The 18,688-nt window shown below is 73.7% G+C and carries 20 protein-coding genes and 1 tRNA gene; 10 read left to right on the plus strand and 11 right to left on the minus strand.

All coding sequences use genetic code 11. The features are described from left to right. The first annotated feature begins 46 nt into the window (after positions 1–46). Positions 47–787 (plus strand): hypothetical protein, encoded by a 741-nt coding sequence (locus EAD89_RS00150; protein ID WP_121654082.1) that lies wholly within the window; start codon positions 47–49, stop codon positions 785–787. 23 nt (positions 788–810) lie between these two features. Here the strand turns inward: EAD89_RS00150 and rsmI are convergent, their stop codons facing one another. After that, positions 811–1,659, minus strand: a complete 849-nt coding sequence (gene rsmI / locus EAD89_RS00155; RefSeq protein ID WP_121674253.1) for a 16S rRNA (cytidine(1402)-2'-O)-methyltransferase — start codon at positions 1,657–1,659, stop codon at positions 811–813. 132 nt (positions 1,660–1,791) lie between these two features. Here rsmI and EAD89_RS00160 point away from each other — a divergent pair, with 132 nt between their 5' ends. From EAD89_RS00160 to EAD89_RS00170, 3 genes are all read left to right on the plus strand, one after another. Further along, positions 1,792–3,453 (plus strand): dolichyl-phosphate-mannose--protein mannosyltransferase, encoded by a 1,662-nt coding sequence (locus tag EAD89_RS00160; protein ID WP_233578082.1) that lies wholly within the window; start codon positions 1,792–1,794, stop codon positions 3,451–3,453. Between the two features lie 439 nt (positions 3,454–3,892). Next, entirely contained in the window at positions 3,893–5,176 is a 1,284-nt protein-coding gene (locus tag EAD89_RS00165) for a VWA domain-containing protein (RefSeq protein WP_121674255.1), read from the plus strand. Further along, positions 5,176–5,958 carry a peptidase gene (locus tag EAD89_RS00170; protein WP_121674256.1) on the plus strand — a complete coding sequence of 261 codons (783 nt, stop codon included), beginning with the start codon at positions 5,176–5,178 and terminating at the stop codon, positions 5,956–5,958. Before EAD89_RS00165 ends, EAD89_RS00170 begins: the two co-directional genes overlap by 1 nt. A gap of 44 nt (positions 5,959–6,002) precedes the next feature. Here EAD89_RS00170 and EAD89_RS00175 read toward each other — a convergent pair whose 3' ends face one another. After that, the gene (locus EAD89_RS00175; protein WP_121654077.1) at positions 6,003–6,272 is read right to left on the minus strand and encodes a hypothetical protein; all 270 of its coding nucleotides are present in this window, start codon (positions 6,270–6,272) and stop codon (positions 6,003–6,005) included. A gap of 210 nt (positions 6,273–6,482) precedes the next feature. Here EAD89_RS00175 and EAD89_RS00180 point away from each other — a divergent pair, with 210 nt between their 5' ends. Then, positions 6,483–7,139 (plus strand): 4'-phosphopantetheinyl transferase, encoded by a 657-nt coding sequence (locus EAD89_RS00180; RefSeq protein WP_121674257.1) that lies wholly within the window; start codon positions 6,483–6,485, stop codon positions 7,137–7,139. Between the two features lie 202 nt (positions 7,140–7,341). Then, on the plus strand, positions 7,342–8,274 hold the full coding sequence (locus EAD89_RS00185) for a DUF4352 domain-containing protein (protein ID WP_121674258.1): 933 nt from the start codon (positions 7,342–7,344) through the stop codon (positions 8,272–8,274). 40 nt (positions 8,275–8,314) lie between these two features. On the opposite strand, the gene EAD89_RS00190 is transcribed toward EAD89_RS00185, so the two are convergent. Beyond that, on the minus strand, positions 8,315–9,094 hold the full coding sequence (locus tag EAD89_RS00190; RefSeq protein WP_199733368.1) for a ferritin-like domain-containing protein: 780 nt from the start codon (positions 9,092–9,094) through the stop codon (positions 8,315–8,317). Between the two features lie 185 nt (positions 9,095–9,279). Between EAD89_RS00190 and EAD89_RS00195 the strand changes: the two genes are divergently transcribed. Next, positions 9,280–9,471 (plus strand): general stress protein CsbD, encoded by a 192-nt coding sequence (locus tag EAD89_RS00195; protein WP_121654074.1) that lies wholly within the window; start codon positions 9,280–9,282, stop codon positions 9,469–9,471. Positions 9,472–9,566: 95 nt separating this feature from the next. Here EAD89_RS00195 and EAD89_RS00200 read toward each other — a convergent pair whose 3' ends face one another. Further along, a complete protein-coding gene (locus tag EAD89_RS00200; protein WP_147458723.1) occupies positions 9,567–10,025 on the minus strand; it encodes a hypothetical protein in 459 nt (152 codons plus the stop codon). A gap of 69 nt (positions 10,026–10,094) precedes the next feature. Continuing rightward, entirely contained in the window at positions 10,095–11,180 is a 1,086-nt protein-coding gene (locus tag EAD89_RS00205; protein WP_121674260.1) for a Gfo/Idh/MocA family protein, read from the minus strand. Between the two features lie 131 nt (positions 11,181–11,311). On the opposite strand from EAD89_RS00205, the gene EAD89_RS30875 reads away from it, so the two are divergent. The 3 genes from EAD89_RS30875 to EAD89_RS00215 are packed head-to-tail and all read left to right on the plus strand — an operon-like array spanning position 11,312 to position 12,887. Continuing rightward, entirely contained in the window at positions 11,312–12,037 is a 726-nt protein-coding gene (locus EAD89_RS30875; protein ID WP_233578081.1) for a hypothetical protein, read from the plus strand. Beyond that, positions 12,034–12,465: an LLM class flavin-dependent oxidoreductase gene (locus tag EAD89_RS30880; RefSeq protein ID WP_255421249.1), complete on the plus strand. Its 432-nt coding sequence runs from the start codon at positions 12,034–12,036 to the stop codon at positions 12,463–12,465. Before EAD89_RS30875 ends, EAD89_RS30880 begins: the two co-directional genes overlap by 4 nt. Beyond that, positions 12,462–12,887, plus strand: a complete 426-nt coding sequence (locus EAD89_RS00215; protein ID WP_121674261.1) for a nucleoside deaminase — start codon at positions 12,462–12,464, stop codon at positions 12,885–12,887. The genes EAD89_RS30880 and EAD89_RS00215 overlap by 4 nt, the downstream gene beginning before the upstream one ends. Positions 12,888–12,967: 80 nt before the next feature. On the opposite strand, the gene EAD89_RS00220 is transcribed toward EAD89_RS00215, so the two are convergent. The 6 genes from EAD89_RS00220 to EAD89_RS00245 all read right to left on the minus strand — a co-directional run. Beyond that, positions 12,968–13,041: transfer RNA gene (locus EAD89_RS00220), tRNA-Ala, on the minus strand. A gap of 297 nt (positions 13,042–13,338) precedes the next feature. After that, a complete protein-coding gene (locus tag EAD89_RS00225) occupies positions 13,339–14,121 on the minus strand; it encodes a hypothetical protein (protein ID WP_199733369.1) in 783 nt (260 codons plus the stop codon). A 227-nt stretch (positions 14,122–14,348) separates the two neighbouring features. Continuing rightward, on the minus strand, positions 14,349–14,999 hold the full coding sequence (locus EAD89_RS00230; protein ID WP_121657280.1) for a GNAT family N-acetyltransferase: 651 nt from the start codon (positions 14,997–14,999) through the stop codon (positions 14,349–14,351). A 150-nt stretch (positions 15,000–15,149) separates the two neighbouring features. Then, positions 15,150–16,463 (minus strand): gephyrin-like molybdotransferase Glp, encoded by a 1,314-nt coding sequence (gene glp / locus EAD89_RS00235; RefSeq protein WP_121657279.1) that lies wholly within the window; start codon positions 16,461–16,463, stop codon positions 15,150–15,152. Further along, a complete protein-coding gene (locus tag EAD89_RS00240) occupies positions 16,460–17,422 on the minus strand; it encodes a UTP--glucose-1-phosphate uridylyltransferase (protein WP_121657278.1) in 963 nt (320 codons plus the stop codon). Before EAD89_RS00240 ends, glp begins: the two co-directional genes overlap by 4 nt. Before the next feature lie 9 nt (positions 17,423–17,431). After that, positions 17,432–18,688: GGDEF domain-containing protein (locus EAD89_RS00245; protein ID WP_121674264.1), on the minus strand; the 1,257-nt coding region annotated here is incomplete at its 5' end.

Below are 18,688 nucleotides of genomic sequence, written 5' to 3' on the forward strand. Positions count from 1 at the left end.
GGTCGACCGGGCACCGGCCGGCGGGGAGCCCGCGCCGGCCGTCGAGCTGGAGCCGACCACCGGGGCGCCGGTGGACGCGGTGCCGCGCAGGGTGCCGGTCCGGCAGCACAGCCGCTGGCACCGGGGCGCCCGCCGGGCCGACGGCGACACGCCGCCGGACGGTGACGACGGCGCCGTCTGGGCGCCGATCGAAGAGGTGCACTGGGACGGGACCCCGGTCCGGGAGGATCCCGCGCCGGAGCGGGACCGCGGCGTTGGCGCGGCCCGGCCCCGAAAGCCGGCCCGCACCACCCCGCCGCCCGACCCGCTGCCCGGGCTCGCGGTGCTGGTGCTGCTGAGCCTGGTCGCGGCCTTCTTCGCCTGGGTCAGCGCCGGCCCGTTCTGGCTCGCGGTCGGGCATGCCCGGGTCGGCACGGTGGTGATCGACAACTGCACCGGCGGCGGGCTCACCCAACGTTGTCGGGGCATCTTCACGGCGGACGACGGGCGGTTCCTGGCGCACGGGGTACGGGTCACCGGCGTACCCGCCGGCCGGAACGCCCCCGGGACGGCGTTACCGGCGCGGATGGCCGGACCCGACGGCGGCACCGCGTACGCCGACACCGGCGTGGCCCGGCACCTCCGCTGGCTGCCCGGCCTGCTGGTGGTGCTCGGCTGCGCCGCAGGTATCGCCCGGTGGACCGGGGCGACGCGGCTGCCCGGCCGGCGGAACCGCCGCTGGGCGGTGGCCGTCGCCGTCGCCGGCCCGGTGCTGATCACCTTCGGTTTCCTCGTCGCCGCCTGGTGAGCGGTCCGCGCCGGAAGCGCGGGTCAGCTGTGCACGATCGTGTAGACGTCGCGGCGGCGCAGGGCGTACTCGGTGGCGACGTCGGTGATCGCGTCGCGGCGGGACCGGCCGGCCGCCTCCCGCTCGGCGACCGCCGCGCGCAGGGTGTCGTCGTCGGGGCGTTCCGCGGCGGTCACCGGCGCCCCGGCCACGACCAGGGTGATCTCCCCGCGCGGATCGCCCTCGGCGGCCCACCGGGCCAGCTCGCCGAGCGGGCGGCGGAGCACCTCCTCGTAGGTTTTCGTGAGCTCCCGGCAGAGCGCCGCCGGCCGGTCCGCGCCGAACGTCTCGGCCAGGTCGGCGAGCGCCGCGCCGATCCGGTGCGGCGCCTCGAAGAAGACCAGGGTGCGTTCCTCGGCGGCGAGGGCGCGCAGCCGGGATCGGCGGGCGCCCGGGGTCCGAGGTAGGAAGCCCTCGAAGCAGAACCGGTCGCAGGGCAATCCGGAGATCGCCAACGCGGTGGTCACCGCGCTCGGCCCGGGCGCGACGCTGACCGGCGCGCCGACGTCCAGTGCGGCGCGGACGAGCCGGTAGCCAGGGTCGGAGACGCTCGGCATTCCGCCGTCGGTCACCAGCGCCACCACGTACCCGCCGAGGATCACCTCGACCAGTTCGGGGGTCCGTCGCTCCTCGTTGCCCTCGAAGTAGGAGACGATCCGACCGCCGACCGTGATGTCGAGGTCGCGGGCCAGCCGGGTGAGCCGGCGAGTGTCCTCGGCGGCCACCACGTCGGCGCTGGTCAGCACCTCCCGGAACCGGGCCGAGGCGTCGGCGGGGTTGCCGAGCGGGGCGCCGAGCAGGATCAGGCGCCCAGCTTCGGACATTTCACCCACAGGATCGTCTCCTTCGTTGACAGCGGATACCGGTATCAGGGACGACGGACGCCACCGGACACGTTGGCAGCCTACGATCGCCGGGTGACGAGTGCGTCGACAGCGCAGAGCCCGAGCGCCGACCCGGCAAAGATGGTCGACGTGACGAGCGACCAGAGCCCCGACCAGGAGTCCGCGGCGCCCCGCGCCGGCGGTGGCGGGGTGTCCAGCGTGGTCCGCCGACGGTTCACCACCGTCGACACCCGCCTGGACCGCTTCTCCTGGCTGGCCACCGCCGTGGTGGTGGCCATCGCGGCGATCCTGCGCTTCGTGGGCCTGTCCAGCCCGAAGGGGAAGATCTTCGACGAGACCTACTACGCCAAGGACGCCTACGGGCTGATCAGCCGCGGCGTGGAGTGGAACTACAAGGACAACGCCCCGTCGTACGTGGTGCACCCGCCACTGGGCAAGTGGCTGATCGGCATCGGCGAGTGGGCCTTCGGCTATCAGGACGCGGACTCCAAGGTCAACGTCCCTGGGCATCTGATCACCACCGCCCCGGAATTCGGCTGGCGGTTCTCGGCGGCCGTGGTCGGCACGCTGTCCGTGCTGCTGCTGGTCCGCATCGGCCGGCGGCTGTTCCGCTCGACGGTCCTGGGGTGCGCGGCCGGCCTGCTGCTCGCTCTGGACGGGTTCCACCTGGTGCTGTCCCGCGCGGCGCTGCTCGACATCTTCCTGCTCTTCTTCGTGCTGGCCGCGTTCGGCGCGCTGGTGCTCGACCGCGACGCGCGCCGCCGACGCTGGGCGCGGGCGCTGGACGACGGGCTCGACCCGTCCCTGCCCGGCCGCGCCGGCCGACCGCCGACCGGCTGGCGCACCTGGCCGTGGTGGCGGCTCGCCGCCGGGGTGCTGCTCGGCTGCGCCTGCGCGGTGAAGTGGAGCGCGCTCTACTTCGTGCCGGCCTTCGCGCTGCTGGTGCTCCTCTGGGAGGTCGGCGTCCGCCGCTCGGCGGGGGCCCGCCGGCCCTGGCGGGACACCCTGCTCGACGAGCTGCCCTGGCTGGTGCTGGCCGGTGTGCTGATGGTGGGCACCTACCTGGCCACCTGGTCGGGCTGGCTGCTCAGCGACGACGGCTACTACCGGCTCGCCTCGTCCTATCCGAGCGCCCCGCTCAGTGACGCCCCGGTGATCGGCCCGTTGATCAACCTCTTCGAGTACCACCGGGCGGCGTACGGCTTCCACACCGGCCTGGACGACGCCCACAAGTACCAGTCGTGGCCATGGCAGTGGCTCCTGCTCGGCCGTCCGGTGGCGTTCCACTGGTCCGGCGACGGCGCCTGCGGCGCGCCGACCTGCGCCTCGGAGATCCTGCTGCTCGGCACCCCGCTGCTCTGGTGGTCGTTCCTGCCCGCGCTGGTGGCGCTGGCCTGGCTGGGTGTGGCCCGTCGCGACTGGCGGGCCGGCGCGCTCCTGCTCAGCGTGGCGGCCGGGCTGCTGCCCTGGTTCGTGTTCGCCTTCGAGGGCCGGACGATGTTCTCGTTCTACGCCGCGCCCGCGCTGCCCTTCCTGGTGCTGGCCGTCGTCTACGTGCTGGGTGCGCTGATCGCCCCGGCCGGGGGTGACGTCGGCGAGGTGGCGCCGCTGGTGCCCGGCGACCCGGGCTACGAACGCCGGTTGGTGGGCAGTGTCGCGGCCGGAGCGTACGTGCTGCTGGTGGCGCTCTGCTTCGCGTACTTCTATCCGATCTTCGTGGGCACCGTGATGCCGTACTCGGACTGGCTGGCCCGGATGTGGTTGGACGGTCGCTGGATATAAGCATCGACAGGCGACGCGCCGCTCAGCGCGACGGAAACGGGCCCGCACGCTTGAAGCGTGCGGGCCCGTTCTACAAAGACGCGCGCCCCGATCGCCTGCCACGGGGGAAGCGGGCGATTGGGGCGCGCATGAAGAGCTTAACCACCGCGCACCACCGGCACAACGGGTCGACTTGGGTCAGATTTCCGACGGATGCGGGCAGGGCCGACGCCTGCCTTCCGACCGTTGACCGTGGGTGACCCGGCGTGGACTCAGCGCCCTGAACGGGCAGGTCCGAGGCCGCGAAACCCCGCTCGTCGCACTCGCCACCGGCACCCGCCCCTCGGTCGCGCGGACCGGCGTCGACGGGTGCCGGGGGCCGCCGTCGGGCCGGGAGCCCGGCGATCACCGACTGCCACCCAAATGATCATCCAAAGTGGATCTCACTACACTGCGGGCCGTGATCAACTTCAGACGATCGGCGGCCGTCCTTCTCGGACTGCTGGCGACCACCGCGCTGACCGGGCCGGTCCCGGCGGCGGCCGACGACGAGCCGGTGCCCGAGCCGCCGCGGGTCGAGCTGGTGCTCGACGTCAGCGGCTCGATGCGGGCCGCGGACATCGACGGACGTAGCCGGATCTCGGTCGCCCAGCAGGCGTTCAACGAGGTCGTGGACGCGCTGCCCGCGGAGACCCAGCTCGGCATCCGGGTGCTGGGCGCGACCTACCGGGGCAAGGACAAGAAGGTCGGCTGCCAGGACACCCAGCAGATCGTGCCCGTCGGGCCGGTGGACCGGGCCCAGGCCAAGGAGGCGGTGGCGACGCTGCGACCGACCGGATTCACGCCGGTCGGCCTCGCGCTGCGCTCCGCCGCGCAGGACCTGGGCACCGGGGCAACCACCCGACGGATCGTGCTGATCACCGACGGGGAGGACACCTGCGCCCCGCCGGACCCGTGCGAGGTGGCCCGCGAGCTGGCCGCCCAGGGCACCAGCCTGGTGGTCGACACGCTCGGCCTGGCCCCCGACGAGAAGGTCCGCCGGCAGCTCCTCTGCATCGCCGGCGCGACCGGCGGCACCTACACCGCCGCGCAGAGCGCCGAGGAGCTGACCGACCGGATCAAGCAACTCGTCGAGCGTGCCGGAGACACGCACACCCTGACCCCGACCGTGGTCGGCGGCGCGAACGCCTGCGACTCGGCGCCGCTGCTGGCCCCCGGCGTGTACGCCGACCGGGAGACGTTCTCCGAGCACCGGTACTACCGGGTGCCGGTGCGCCCAGGGCAGGAGCTGCGCGCGTCGGTGAGCATGGCGCTGGACCGGCCGGTGAACCGGGACTACGGGATGCTGCTGCGGGCCACCGCGGCGGACGGCCGGGAACTGGTCCGTGGCGCGGACGCCGGCAGCGGGCGAGCCGACGTGCTCTCCGCCGGGCTGCGCTGGTCGGCCAGCGCCGACGACGAGGACGCCGCCGAGGCCGAGGAGACCGCGACGGCGGTCATCGAGCCCACCACCGTCTGCCTGGTGGTGAGCAACTCCTTCGCTCCACGCCCGGGCACCGCGACGAAGCCGGGCATGCCGGTGGAGCTGACCATCGACGTGGTCGCCGCCGCGCCCGCGCCGGACGGACCCGACCTCGGCCGGGGCTGGGCGCTGCTCGCCCTGCTCACCGTGGCGGGCCTGCTCACCGGACTGCTCGTCGGCCTGCTCACCCGCTGGTGGGTCGCCACCTGGAGGACCAACTGATGCGTACCGCACTGTTCCGGTCGCTGGCGGCGGTCCTCGCCGCCGGCGGAGCCGCGCTGCTGCCCGCGACGGCCGTCGCGGCCCCCACCCCCTCGCCGGGTGCCACGCCGGTGAACCGGGCCGGCACGTCGTTCCTGGCCGCCACTCCGATCACCGCCGGGCAACCGGTGCGGGTGGACGCCTCGGTCGGCGACCACCTCTACTGGTCCTTCCCGGCGACCGCCGGGCAGGTGCACGAGATCACCGCCACCGTCACCTTCCCGAAGGCACGCACCGGCGCCTCCACCTGGACCGTCGACGTCTTTGACGGGCTGCGTCGGCGGCAGGCGTGCACCGCCGGGGCGCAGACCCCGACCGTCGACGCGCAGGCGTCGAGCGTGGCGCTGGGCTGCACGCTGCGCGAGGTGCGGCCCTGGGCGGAGCCGTGGTCCGGAGATCCACTGCCCGGCACGTACGTCGTCCGGCTCTCCGTGGTGGACCTGCCCGAGCCGGACCTGGGCGCGCCGATCGACGTGGACCTGCTGGTCGGCGCCGTCGCCGACCGGGGCGCCTCGGCCGACGACGGCGAACTGGCCGCGCCGCTGGTGCCGAACACCAGGGCGGGCACGGTGCTCAACGCCGTACCGGCGGCCGACGCGGAGGCCGACGACGAGGGTGACCCGCTGGCGGACTGGCTGCCGGATCTCGGCTCGCGCTGGGTCTGGACCGGCATCGGCGGCGTGCTCGCCGCGGTGGCCGGCGTCGTCGGCTTCGCCCTGACCCGGCGGCCCCGGCTCCGCTGAACGAGCCCGGTGACCCCGCCCGACGGGTGGGGTCACCGGCGGGCTCAGCCGCGTCGCGAGCCGCGCGGCAGCCAGCCGATGAACCGATCCTGGAGGGACATCACCGGGGCGGCGCGCAGGTCCTCCGTGGCGGCGGCCAGGCAGGAGCCCAGGTAGACGCTGAGCATCGCCCGGTCACCCCCGTACTCCGCCAGCAGCCGGCTGCGCTTCGTCGCGCACGGCCACTCGTCGCCGCAGGAGCCGCAGCTCCAGCCGGGGGTTGTCGGCGCGTGATCGTCAACCCGCCCCCCCGGCCGTTCCGCACCATCGGTCATCGCACGTCCTCTCCAGATGTCCGTGGGGCTGGCGGTTGCCGTACCCCGGTCAGCGGTTGATGGTGGCCCCCCGGTGCCATCACGGCGAGCGCTGGACGTCCCTCCGGTGTTACATCCTTCCGGTACCTTCTCCCCTCGTGACAGTCGGAAAGTTGACGGTCGACCCGAAATCGGCGCAGCGCGTCCTTGTCTACCGACCGGTAGCCGGCGATGCATGACCTGCTGCCTCCGACGGTGGCGGTGGCCGTGGCCGGTCCTGACGACTGGGCCGGGGAGCTGCTCGCCGCCGAGCAGGCATGCCTGGGCGAGCGGGCGGTGCAGACCCGCCGGCGGGACTTCACCGCCGGGCGGGTCTGCGCCCGGCGTGCGATGGCCGACCTCGGCCTGACGCCGACCGCCGTGCCGGCCGCCGCCGACCGCGCGCCCGTCTGGCCGGCCGGGGTGGTCGGCAGCATCACCCACACCACCGGCTACTGCGCCGCCGCGGCGGCGCGCAGCACCGACCTCCGGTCCGTGGGCATGGACGCCGAGCGGCACCGCGAGGTCAATGCGGGAGTACGCCGACTCGTGCTGCTGCCCGAGGAGGAGGAGACCTGCGCGCGGCTGCCCCGCGGGATCTCCTGGCCCGTCGTGCTGTTCAGCGCCAAGGAGACCGTCTACAAGGTCTGGCACCCGGTCGTCGGAAGGTGGCTGGACTTCCACGACGCCCGGCTGGAGCTGGACCCGGACGCCGGCACGTTCACCGCCCGGATCGCGCCGGCCCGGGTGGACGCGGCGGCCGTCGCCGATCCGCCGGCCACCGTCAGCGGTCGGTTCGTGGTCGCCGACGGGCTGGTCCGCACCGCCGCCGTGCTCCCGCTGCGCTGACGCCCAGGCACGCACCGTCCCTGGCGCCGGTGCCCACCGTGCCACCGACCACCGTCCATCGTGGTCCGTCCGGACGTTCGCACCCTCCGCCGCGCTCCCGTCGGGCGTGGGACGGGATCCGGCGCGGCGATCGGGCGGTCGTCGACGCACGGTAGCGTCGGCGGGTTCGTGAACCGCACGTACCGAGGTGTCAAGGAGTACGGTGACCCACCCCCAGCCCCCCGCCGGGCCGCAGGACCCCCAACAGCCGAACCCGGAGCCGCCGACGCAGCCGTACCCGGCGGCGCCGCAGCAGTCCGCCGCCGACCCGACGGTCCCGCAGGCACCCGTGCCACCCAACCCGTGGTCGGCCGGGGGGAACGAACCACAGCAGCCGTACGCCAGCACGCCGTACCCGACCGCGCCAGGCCAGGCCTGGCCCCAGCCACCGTTCTCGGGCGGCGCGTACCCGGCGGCTGGCGGCGGCGCGTACCCGCCGCCCGGCGGGCCGGGCTACCCGCTCACGATGCCGCCGCCCGTGCCGGCGAAGAGTTCCAAGAAGACCGTGGTGGTCATCGCGGTCACCGCGGCCGTGCTCACGCTGCTGTGCTGCGCCGGCGGCATCGTGGCGGTGGTCATCGGCGCGAACCGGGTCTCCAACGACGTGACCGACGCCCTGCCCACCCCGGGCGTGACCCGGGGCGTCGGACAGCCGCCGAGCGAGGCCCCCTCGCCGGCTCCGCCCTCGACCGACGACGACACCCGGAACATGTCGCCCGGGGACACCCTGGTCATCGACGGCAGCGACGGCACCGTCGAGATCACGGTGACGAAGTTCAGCACCTCCACCAAGCCCTGCAAGTCGTACGGCCTGAAGCCCGACGAGGGCATGTACGTGATCGCCGACGTGACGTTCGCGGTCACCAAGGGCACCGGCTCGACGAACCCGCTCTACTTCCAGTGGGTCGCCGCCGACGGCACCGAGACCAACGCGATCGGTGGGGCCTTCTCGGGCTGCGGCAAGCCCATGCTCGCCGGCAACGACCTGACCGCCGGCACCAAGCGGACCGGCAGCGTCGTGTTCGACGTGCCCGACACCAAGGGCGTGCTGGAGTACCAGCACGAGTTCGAGACCGCCGGCTCCTGGAAGCCGTGACGCTCCGCGGGCGGAGTCGATCCACCCGGGTCGGCTCCGCCTACCGCGCGAGATGCCGCTGCCCGCGCCCGCCTCGCCGCTCAACGCCGCGTCGTCCCGCCGGGGCGTGCCGGTCGGACCGACGCCGTCCGAGCAGCACGTCGCGCACGACCGGTCGAAAGAGTGTCGTGGTTTCGGCGATGAACCGGAGCCGGCCGACACCGAGCACGCGCAGAGCCGCACCGTGCCCGTACGCGACCACGCATGCCGCGCCGAGCAGCAGGACCCACCAACCCGCCGCCACCGCTGCCCGCGCCGGTCGTCCGAACCCGGCGAAGCCCTCGCCGAGCCGTTGGCTGTGGAACGGCACGTGTGACTGCTCGTCCGCCAGGATCCGGCCACCAACATCCGTGACCAGCGGATCCGTCGTCCCGTCGCGCACCGCCCGGTAGTAGCGCAACGCGACGACCTCCGCCACCATCAGCGTCAGCAGTTCGAGTCGCAGCCCCAGCGCGCGGCGCAACGCCACGAACACCCGATCGCTCCAGTGACCGTCGATGGTGGAGGCACCCGCACTGAGCAGCAGCTGTTTGAGCAGCCGGGCGTGGTTCTGTTCCTCGGCGACGAACAGCCGGATCGCCGCCAGATAGTGCGGGTCGCCGGCCAGGTCGCTCTTGCGGATGAGGTTCGCGCCGTCGCCGTCCTCGCCGGCCTGGAACCGCTGCAGGCTCCGGATCAGAGCCCGGTCCAACGGGCGAGCCGCACTCCACGCCGGGTCGCCGTCGAGCCGGCGGCGCTCGGCACGGTCCGTGAACCTGTGGACCCACTCTTCGAAACCCATGTCGTGCACCCGCCCTCGCTGCCGTTGGTCAGGACGCTAGGCGTACGGCTTGCGCCGCAACAACGAGTAGGGACGGACCTCCACGACATCTGCACGTCGCCATCACATCCCGGCCGGGGTTTCTCCCCACCGAGGGCGGGGACGCGGGTCGGAAGAGGCATCCCGCCGATCGTGAGGGAGGCGACATGAGCGTCGAGAGGGCGAACGACCAGGTCGAGCGCGTGGCCGGCCCTGCCGGGGCGCAGGTGGGCGACATGACCCAGAACGAACGGTCGCAGGCGGATCGGGTGGCGCAACGGGATGAGATCCGGGGCAACAAGCCCGGCGAGCACGTCCAGGAGGATGCCCGGGACGTTTCGGACGACTTCAGCACCTGACCCACCAGCACGTGGCGCCCCCGGGCCTCGTGCCCGGGTGCGGCCGCGCTGCCGGCGATCGGGCGCCCACTCCTGGCGGGTTCGTCCGACGACGGTCAGCCGAAGGTGTCGCCGCAGACGCGCCAGGCCGGTTCGGTCTCGATCCGCAGACTCACCGACGTCGTCGCACCGGAGCGGCCGGTCAGCCGCACGGTCACGTACGCACTGTTGCCGGCTTCATCGCCGAATCCGGCCCTGCCGATCTCGTGGGAGACCGGACGCCCCAGCCGCTCCACCGCCTCGGTGAACTCTCCGACGGTGATGCGGTCCTTCGTCTCGGAGCACATCGAGCGGTACGCGGTGTCGTCCCGGTCCTGCTCCAGGTGCTGCACGAACCGGTCGGCCGCGGCTCGCGCCTCATCGATGTCCGGGCCGCCGTACAACCACAACAGAAAGCCGAGCACCGGGATCGACGCCACCGCCAGCAGCGCCACCACGCCGGCGGCGATGACGGCCCACAGCCCCCAGCCTCTCTGGCCTACGACCCCGGACGTCGGGTGTGGTGGTGGTGTCATGCCCGGCACGCTAGCCACGGCGAGTCAGGACCCGAGCACGACCGGGGAACAGATCGATCTCGACCACGGTCAGCGTGCCCACGCCTCCTTGGCGGTGACGACCGGACGACCGGCGCGTACCGATTCCTCGATGGCGAGGCCGATGAGATGGTCCTGGCACGCCTCGGCCAGGGGGTACGGCGCCCGGCCTTCCTCGCGCGCCCAGGCGCCGGCGCGAGCCAGGAGGTCGGCGACGGCGATGTCGTCGTCGGACATCCCGCTGCCGACGAACGGATTGCGGTAGACCACGCGTCCATCGAAGCTGATGTGCTTCAGGTCGAGCCCTTCGAGGTTCAGGTCGACGCCGGTCTGCCTCCGCACCAGGGACGACTCCACCGGCGTGGTCGGGTCGACCAGGCGGACGACCCGGTCGTCCACCAGCTCACCGAGCGACCCACGCACCACCAACCGGCGGGTACGCAGGGGGTTCCACCACTGGTTGTCGGTGAAGTCGTACAGCCCCATCCGCCCGCCGAAGTCGATGGTCGCGAGGGTCGTGGAGAGCTGCTGCGGGGTGGCGTCACCGCTCCAGCCGGCCGGTGACAACGGGTTGGCCAGCGGCGCGACGAAGGCCCGCGCGCTGACCTCGGCGGCGTCGTATTCCACGCCGAGCAGGCCCCGGATCAGCGAGACCGCGTGGTACAGGTGCGTCGAGGAGACCTGGACCGAGGTCGGCTCGCCGAGCACCCCGGCGCGGATCAGCTCCAGCCGGGCCGCGTGCCCGGGCATCAGCAGGTACTGCTCGGCGACCTGCACCAGGCCGCTGTCCCCGACGTCGGCCCAGAGCGACCGCAGGCCCGCCACGTCGGGTGCGGGCGGCGTCTCGGCGAGCACCGGTACGCCGGCCGCGACCAGTTCACGGGTCGCGTCGGGCGTCGCCGACCAGGGCACCGACACGATGACGAAGTCCGGCCGCTCGTGGGCGAGCAGGTCGGCCGTCGTGCGGAAGGTCCGCACGCCCCACTCGGCCGTCACCGCGTCACCCCGCGCTCCGGTACGCGTGACCACCCCGGTGGCCCGGAACCGCTCCGGCAGCAGTCGAGCCAGGCGGAGGAAGAACTCACCCCGCCAACCACTGCCGACGAGGCCGAACCGGGTCTGGACCGTGGCTGTCATGTGGACTCCTCACGTCGACACCGGATGCTAGTCGCCCTGCCGGCCGACCCTCTTCGCTACGGTTGCCCGGGATCCCCGACGGACGGAGGACGTCGCTGATGGCTACCGGGCCGCTTCGCGCAGACCCTGGGGTGACGGTCGTCGAGGTGGTCGACCCGCGGCCTCCGCTCGACTACTACCTGCTCCTGTCGCAACGGTGTAACCGCGATCCGGCACCTGTCGTGGAGGGGATCGTCGTCGAGGAGTTCACCCGCCACCGCGATCTCTCGACGGCGGGCCTGGACAGCGCGGGGTGGACGCCCACGGGTGCCGACTGGTGGAGTTCGGCCTCGTTCAGCCGCGGCATGCGTACCGATCGGGAACTCCTGGCTCGGGTGGTTCCCTCCTCTCGCGGCGAGGCGGAGAACGCCTACCGTCAGCTCGGTGGTGGGCAGTTGCCGGAGGAACCGGTCCTGCGCACGTACTTCCGCGACCACCAACCGTTCGCGACCGCTCCGCCGCTGCGGCTCGGTCCCGCGCAGCCGCCCACCGGATTCCACGAGCGGCGCGTCTACCGCGTCCTCTTCGCGAAGGATCTCCGGGACGATCAGGTGGCGAGCCTCCGGACGCTCTGGCAGCCGACGGACAACGGGACGCCCCGTTCCCCGGGCTCGGTCGCCGCCGGTCGGCGGGAGCAGGGCGGCGACCAGTTCACCTGGGAGGTACGCCGACTCGGCCGCGGGCTCGCCTGGTGCCTCGACCTGGTCGTCCTGTTGAGAACCGACACCTCCGCCGCGCTGGACGCGACGCTGTACGGCTTGACGGATGGTCTGCGACAGCACGGCTTGATACCCGTGACGACCGAGCGGTTCTCCTGACCACCGGTCACGGGTGGGGCGGCGAGGCGATCCCGATCTGGGTCGGCGGCAACAGCGACGCCGGCATGCGTCGGGCGGCACGACTCGGCGACGCGTGGCACCCGCTACGGGTCACACCCGGATGGCTCTCGGAGGCTGCCGGGCGGCTCAAGGCCATCGCCGAGGAACTGGGCCGCCCGGTGCCCGCGTTGACGCCGCGCATCGCACTCCGCGAAACCCGTGAACCCGTCACCGACCGGGACCGGTCCGCCGGTGTCGGCACCATCGAGCAGATCACCGACGACATCGATCAGATCCGTATGCTCGGCGCGGAGACGGTGGTGCTCGACCCGTTCAACGGCGACCTGACCGAGATCCGCCAGCCCGAACGCGCCTGGCAGACCCTCGCGGCCGTGGCCGCGTACCAGAAGACACAGGAGGACCGATGACGCCCGACGACGAGAAGTTTCTCCGCCGCGCCGTGGACCTTGCCGATCGGGCCGGAGCATCCGGCGAACGCCCGTTCGGCTCGTTGCTCGTCGCGGCGGACGGCACCATCCTGGCCGAGGACCACAACACCGTGGTCTCCGACTCGGACATCACCGCCCACCCGGAGCTGAAGCTGGCCCGCTGGGCCGCCCGGGAACTCGCCCCCGACGTGGCGGCCGGCACCACCATGTTCACCAGCTGCCAACCCTGCCCGATGTGCGCGACCGCGATCGACCGGTCCGGCCTCGGCCGGGTGGTGTACGCCCTGTCCAGCGAACAGTTCGAAGAGGTCAAGCCGGCCACCCCGCCGTTGCCTCCGGTTCGGTACGAGGGCCCGGCGCTGTTCGACGAGGCGCGCCGGCCGATCGACAACCACTACTAGTCGCCGGAGGCCGATTCCTCCCCTGCTGCGCGAGATCGAAAAGGCCGTCCCCCGTGTTGGGGAACGGCCTTTGATCTGGGTGGAGCTGAGGGGATTTGAACCCCTGACCCCCTCGATGCGAACGAGGTGCGCTACCAGTCTGCGCCACAGCCCCTCCGCCGGCGAACCGGCTTCGGTCCCACCCGGCTTACACTGGGCGGGCCGGCAGCAAGGCTAACAGGTCGCCGGCCCCCACCGCGAATCCGCCCCCGGCGCGGCGCTCACCCCCGCCGAAAGATCCACTCCACTTCCCGGAAACCGGGGTATCCCGGACCCGACGACACCCCGACCTCCAGGAACCCGAGTCGATCAAGCGCCAGCGCCGAGGCCATGTCGCCGATATGGGGGTATCACCGCGACGGGACACCCCCACGTCGGCGATCTCGAGTCGATCAAGCGCCAGCGCACGCGCTCAGGCGCCGCGGCCGGCCTCGTAGGGGCGTCCGCGCAGCCCACCCGACCGGCGGTAGGAGACCGACCCTCCGTTGACGGCGGCTGGCAGGTCCCCAGGGCGGTCCAGGCCCATCGCGGCGCGGCGTACCCCCTCGCGCTGGGCCGCCAGCCGGCGCTGCGCTTCCCGGCGGGCGGCGGCGCGGCGAGCCTGTTCGCGGCGCACCTCGGCCTGCCGGGCGGCCAGCCAGGCCGCCTCCCGGGCCCGGGCCCGCCGTCGGCGGCGGCCGGCCAGGGCTCGACCGCGCAGGTGTACGACGTACACGGCGAGCAGCATGAACGTGACCGAGAAGCCGATCCAGAAGCCGGGGCTGACGAAGAGCACGCCGATCAGTTCGACGACGTTGAGCAGCAGCAGGGCGGCGAGCACGCGGCGGCGCCGGTACACGGCAGGCGTGTGCTGCCGGCGGGGCGGCGGGCGGCGGCGGGACCGCTTGGCCGCGGGCGGCACGGCGCGCAGGCGCCCGGAGCGGCGGCCCGCCGGGGGCGCGGAGACCGGCGCGGTCAACGCTCCGGTAGTCGCATCCTCGCTCAAAGTGACGACGAGCGCACGCGGCGGGTGCACGGGTCGCCGCCCCGGCACAGTGCGGCGGCGCCGGCGGCGCTGAAGCACCCGCGCCGTCGACTGCGCCCGCTCCGCCACCAGCCGCTCGGTGGCGTCGTACCGGCGAACCAGCGCCGGGGCCAGGGCGAGCAGGCCGGCGGCGGCGAGGACGGCGAGGAGCACCGAGGTCGGCACCCTCACCCCTCCCGTCACCGAATTCGGAGCAACCACCACCCGACCGCAGGATCTTCCACCGATCGCGCTTGGTTGCGTGGATCGTCCGGATGGGCAGCGCTTGCCGAAGCTTGCAGTTACTTGAGGTTACGGCGGACCGACCGGGATGCCGCCGCGCCGCGCCGATCCCGTCCGTGGGACGAGGGGGAAGGCGGTCGGCAAACCGCCCGGCTACGGCGTCGACCGCCAGCGTCTCAGCGCGCGCCGGCGCGTACCCGGTGCCAGCGGGCCAGCAGGCCACCCTCGGCGGCTATCTCTTCACTGGTCATCGCGTATCCGATGTGGTCCCGCCACGCGCCGTCGATGTGCATGTAGCGCACGTGGTACGACTCCTCGCGGAAGCCCAGCTTCTCCACCACCCGCCGGGACGGCCGGTTCTCCGGCCGGATGTTGACCTCCACCCGGTGCAGCCCACCGGGACCGAACGCGTGGTCCACGGCGAGCGCGAGCGCGGTCGGGATCACGCCCTGACCGGCCACCCGGGCATCCACCCAGTAGCCGACGTACCCGGAACACAGCGCCCGCCGCACGATGCTGCCGACGTTGAGGTGCCCGACCAGCCGGTCCCGGTCGGCCTCGCGCAGGCAGACCGCGAACGGCATGCCCTCACCTTCGCGGGCCGAGCGCCGCTGGTCACGGTGCACCCAGCGGAACGCGGCGGGCGAGTTCAGTTCGTCCCAACTGCCGGGCAGCGACGACTCCCACGGCGCCAGCCAGGCCCGGTTGGCCCGGCGCACCTCCGACCAGGCCGCCGCGTCGGAGCGGCGGTAGGGCCGCAGCAGCACCGGGCCGTCGACCAGCACCGCCGGCCAGCCGGGTGCCCGCTCGGGGCCGAAGAGACTCACCCGCCCAGTCTCCCGCGCGGGACCGTGTCGCGCGCAAGTGGACCCACCGCGCTCAGCACAAGGGACCTCATGGACGCGGAGTCGGGGTGCGTGCCGCCGCCCACCCGGACGCACCGCCGCACCTGCGGGCGGACGACGACCGGGCCGGCGTCACCGGCGACGGTCCAGCAGCAGGACGTCCACGGTGGATCCGGCGGCGGCGGTGGTGACCCGCTCGCCGAGGACCAGCAGCCCGTTCGCCTCGGCCAGCCCGGAGAGAGTGAACGGCCCACCGGCGAGCGGCTGCACCGTGTAACCGCCGCCGCGCCGCTCGGCGACGTGGGCGGGCCGGAACTCGCGCAGGCCGCCCGGGGACGACACGGTCTCCAGCAGGTGCGCCCGTACGCTGGGCCGGAACACCGGCTCGGCGCCGGCGAGCAGTTGGATGGCGGGGCGGGCCAGCACCTCGAAGCCGATCAGCGCGGCGCCGGGGTCACCGGGCAGGCAGACAACCGGCACCTCCTCGGCGCCGACCGTGCCGAACCCGAGCGCGGTGCCGGGATAGAGGGCCACGTCGGTGAAGGTGACCGGCCCCGCCCGGCCGCCCTCCCGGCGGGACAGGATCCGGCGCACCATGTCCCCGGGACCGGTGCCGGTCCCCCCGGTGGTGATGATCAGGTCGGCGCGCAGGGTCTGGTCCTCCAGCAGCCCGCGCAGCCCCTCCGGGTCGTCGTCGCAGATGCCCACCCGGTACGCGAGCGCGCCCACCTCGGCCGCGGCGGCGGTCAGCGCGTGGGAGTTCGCGTCCACCACCTGCCCGGGCTGGCTGCCTCGGCCCACGTCGACCAGCTCGTCGCCGGTGGCCACGATGACCACGCGTGGGCTGGGCCGGACCACCACGTGCCCGATGCCGGTGGCGGCGAACACCGCGACCAGGGCCGGGGAGACGTACGTGCCGGCCCGGGCGAGCAGCGTGCCGGCGGGCAACTCCTCACCGGCGCGGCGTACCCCGTACCCCCGCTTGGGGGTGCGGAAGATCTCCACCGCGGCCATGCCCTGGTCGGTCCACTCCACCGGGACCACCACGTCGGCGGCGACCGGCAACGGCGAGCCGGCGGCCACCGAGAAACACGAGCCCGGGGTGAGCCGGACGGGCCGCCAACTCGCCGCGCCGAGGTCGCCGACCACGTTGAGCCGGATGCTCCGGCCACCGGGCGTGCCGGAGGGGGCCGGGACGTAGCTCGGCCCCCGGCCCCCTCCGGAGATGTCCTCCCAGCGGGCCGCGTACCCGTCCACGGCCGCCTGGTCGAAGGCCGGGAAGGCGTGCGGCGCGACGACGTCCTCGGCGAGGACGTTGCCGTACGCCTGGGTGAGGTCGAGGTCGAGTGGCGGCAGCGCTCGTAACCTGCGCAGCACGCTGCCCAGGTAGTCGGCGAGCGGCGTCAACTCGTTCGCGGCCGCCTCGGCGTCGGCCGTCGCGGTCATGTACCAGATCCGCCTGCCGCGTCGGCCTTGACGAAGTCGGCCAGCCAGGAGCGGAACTCGGCGCCCATGTCCTCGCGCTCGGCGGCGATCTGCACCACCGTCTGGAGGTACCCCAGTGGCATCCCGGTGTCGTAGCGGGTGCCCCGGTAGACGATCGCGTGCACCGGGATGCCCTCGGTGCGCAGCAGCTCCATCGCGTCGGTCAGTTGGATCTCGCCGCCGCTGCCCGGCTTGGTCCGCCGGATCGCGTCGAAGATCGCGCCCGGCAGCACGTAGCGGCCGAGCACCGCGAGGTTGCTCGGCGCGTCCTCCGGTTGCGGCTTCTCCACCATGCCGGTCACCTTGACGATCTCGCCGATGTCGGTCAGCTCCGCCTCGGCGGGCTCGACGGAGGCGATGCCGTACCGCTTGGTGTCGGCCGGGTCGACCTCGAAGAAGGCGAGCACCACCCCACCGGTGCGGGCCTGCAGCTCCAGCATGGCCGGCAGCAACGGCTCGGACGGCTTGACGAACTCGTCGCCGAGCAGCACCGCGAAGGGCTGGTCGCCGACGTGCGCCTCGGCGTACCCGACGGCGTGGCCGAGCCCGAGCTGTTCCGGCTGCCGGACGGTGTAGATCTCGGCCAAATCACTGGGCCGGCGAACGGCGGCCAGCCGCTCGGCGTCGCCCTTCTCCTCCAGCCTGGTCTCCAGGTCCGGGCGACGGTCGAAGTGGTCCACCATCGACGTCTTACCCCGACCGGTGATCAGCAACACGTCGACGATGCCGGCCTGGGCGGCCTCCTCGACGATGTACTGCAACACCGGCCGGTCCACCACCGGCAGCAGTTCCTTGGGCACCGCCTTGGTGGCCGGCAGGAACCTGGTGGCCAGTCCGGCGGCCGGGATGACGGCCTTGGCCGCCAGGGGACGGCCGGTTGCGGCGACCGTCGATGAGGGGTCTGCTGAGTGCTCCGACATGCCGCGAGACTATCGGCCACGGCTCTGCCGCGGCGGGTGTGGCCCAGAAGACGCGCCGCCGCCCGACCCCGGCCGGGCGGCGCCCGGGCCGGGCCGGGCCGCGTCCGTGGCGCCGTCCGCCGACTCGTCGGCCGGTTCCGGCAGGGCGTGCGTCGGCCCCGCCGGCGACGATTCGGGTACGCCCGCGGCCGGCTCCGACCGGGCGGGCCCGCCCGGCTCCCGGGCGACCTGCACGGGCCGGCCGGCGCGCGGCAGCCCGTCGGGTGGGCTGACCGCCCCCGCCGGCACCGGGATCTCCTGCGTCGGCAGGTCGGGGCACACCTCGGCGACCCGGTAGGTGTCCCGCCCGGCGGCCTTGGCCGCGTAGAGCGCGTCGTCGGCGGCCTCCAGCACCTCCCGTCCGTTGCTGCCGTGGTCCGGGTAGACGGCGATGCCCACCGACACCGTGATCATGATCGGTCCCGCGTACGCCTCGACGGCGACCGGCGTCTCCCGGACCGCCGCGCCCAGCCGCTCCGCCACGATCGCCGCGCCCCGGGCGTCGGTCTCCGGCAGCAGCAGCACGAACTCCTCGCCGCCCTGCCGGAAGGCGAGGTCGACCTCCCGGATCTCGCCGCGCACCCGCCGGGCGAACTCGGCCAGCACGGTGTCCCCCGCCGCGTGCCCGTACGTGTCGTTGACGTCCTTGAACCGGTCCAGGTCCAGCGCGAGGACGCTGAGCATCCGGCCGAACCGGCTGGCCCGCTCCACCTCCCGCCGGATCGACTCGCGCAGGTAGCGGTAGTTCCACAGCCCGGTGAGCGGATCGGTGAGCGAGAGCCGCTGCGCCTCCTCGTGCACCCGGACGTTGTCCACCGCCACCGCCGCATGCCCGGCGAAGGTGCGCAGCGTGACCAGGTCGTCGTCGTCGAACTCGTCCGCGCCCAGCCGGTCGTAGAGGGCCAGCACGCCGAGCGCCGCAGCCCCGGCCTCCTCGCCGGGGGCGCCGGGGGCGCCACCGACCGGCGCCGCGGGCCCGCCCGGGGTGGCGGTGGCGCCGCCGCCCGGGGCGGCGAAGGGGACCGCGACGTACGTGCGGCAGCGCGGCTCACCCGCCGGGGCGCGGGCCGGAGCGGTGCTGCTGGTGGAGACCGGTGGGGTGCTGGTCGCACAGTGCACCGAGGGGCTGGACGGGCGTTGGCCGGAGGGGGACGGGACGGAGACGCTGCGGGTGCCGGTGGGCGTCGGGGTCGTCGGCGCTGTCGCCGCCACCGGGGAGCCCCAGCG

This window comes from Micromonospora sp. BL4, from assembly GCF_003667505.1.
Taxonomy (GTDB): domain Bacteria; phylum Actinomycetota; class Actinomycetes; order Mycobacteriales; family Micromonosporaceae; genus Micromonospora.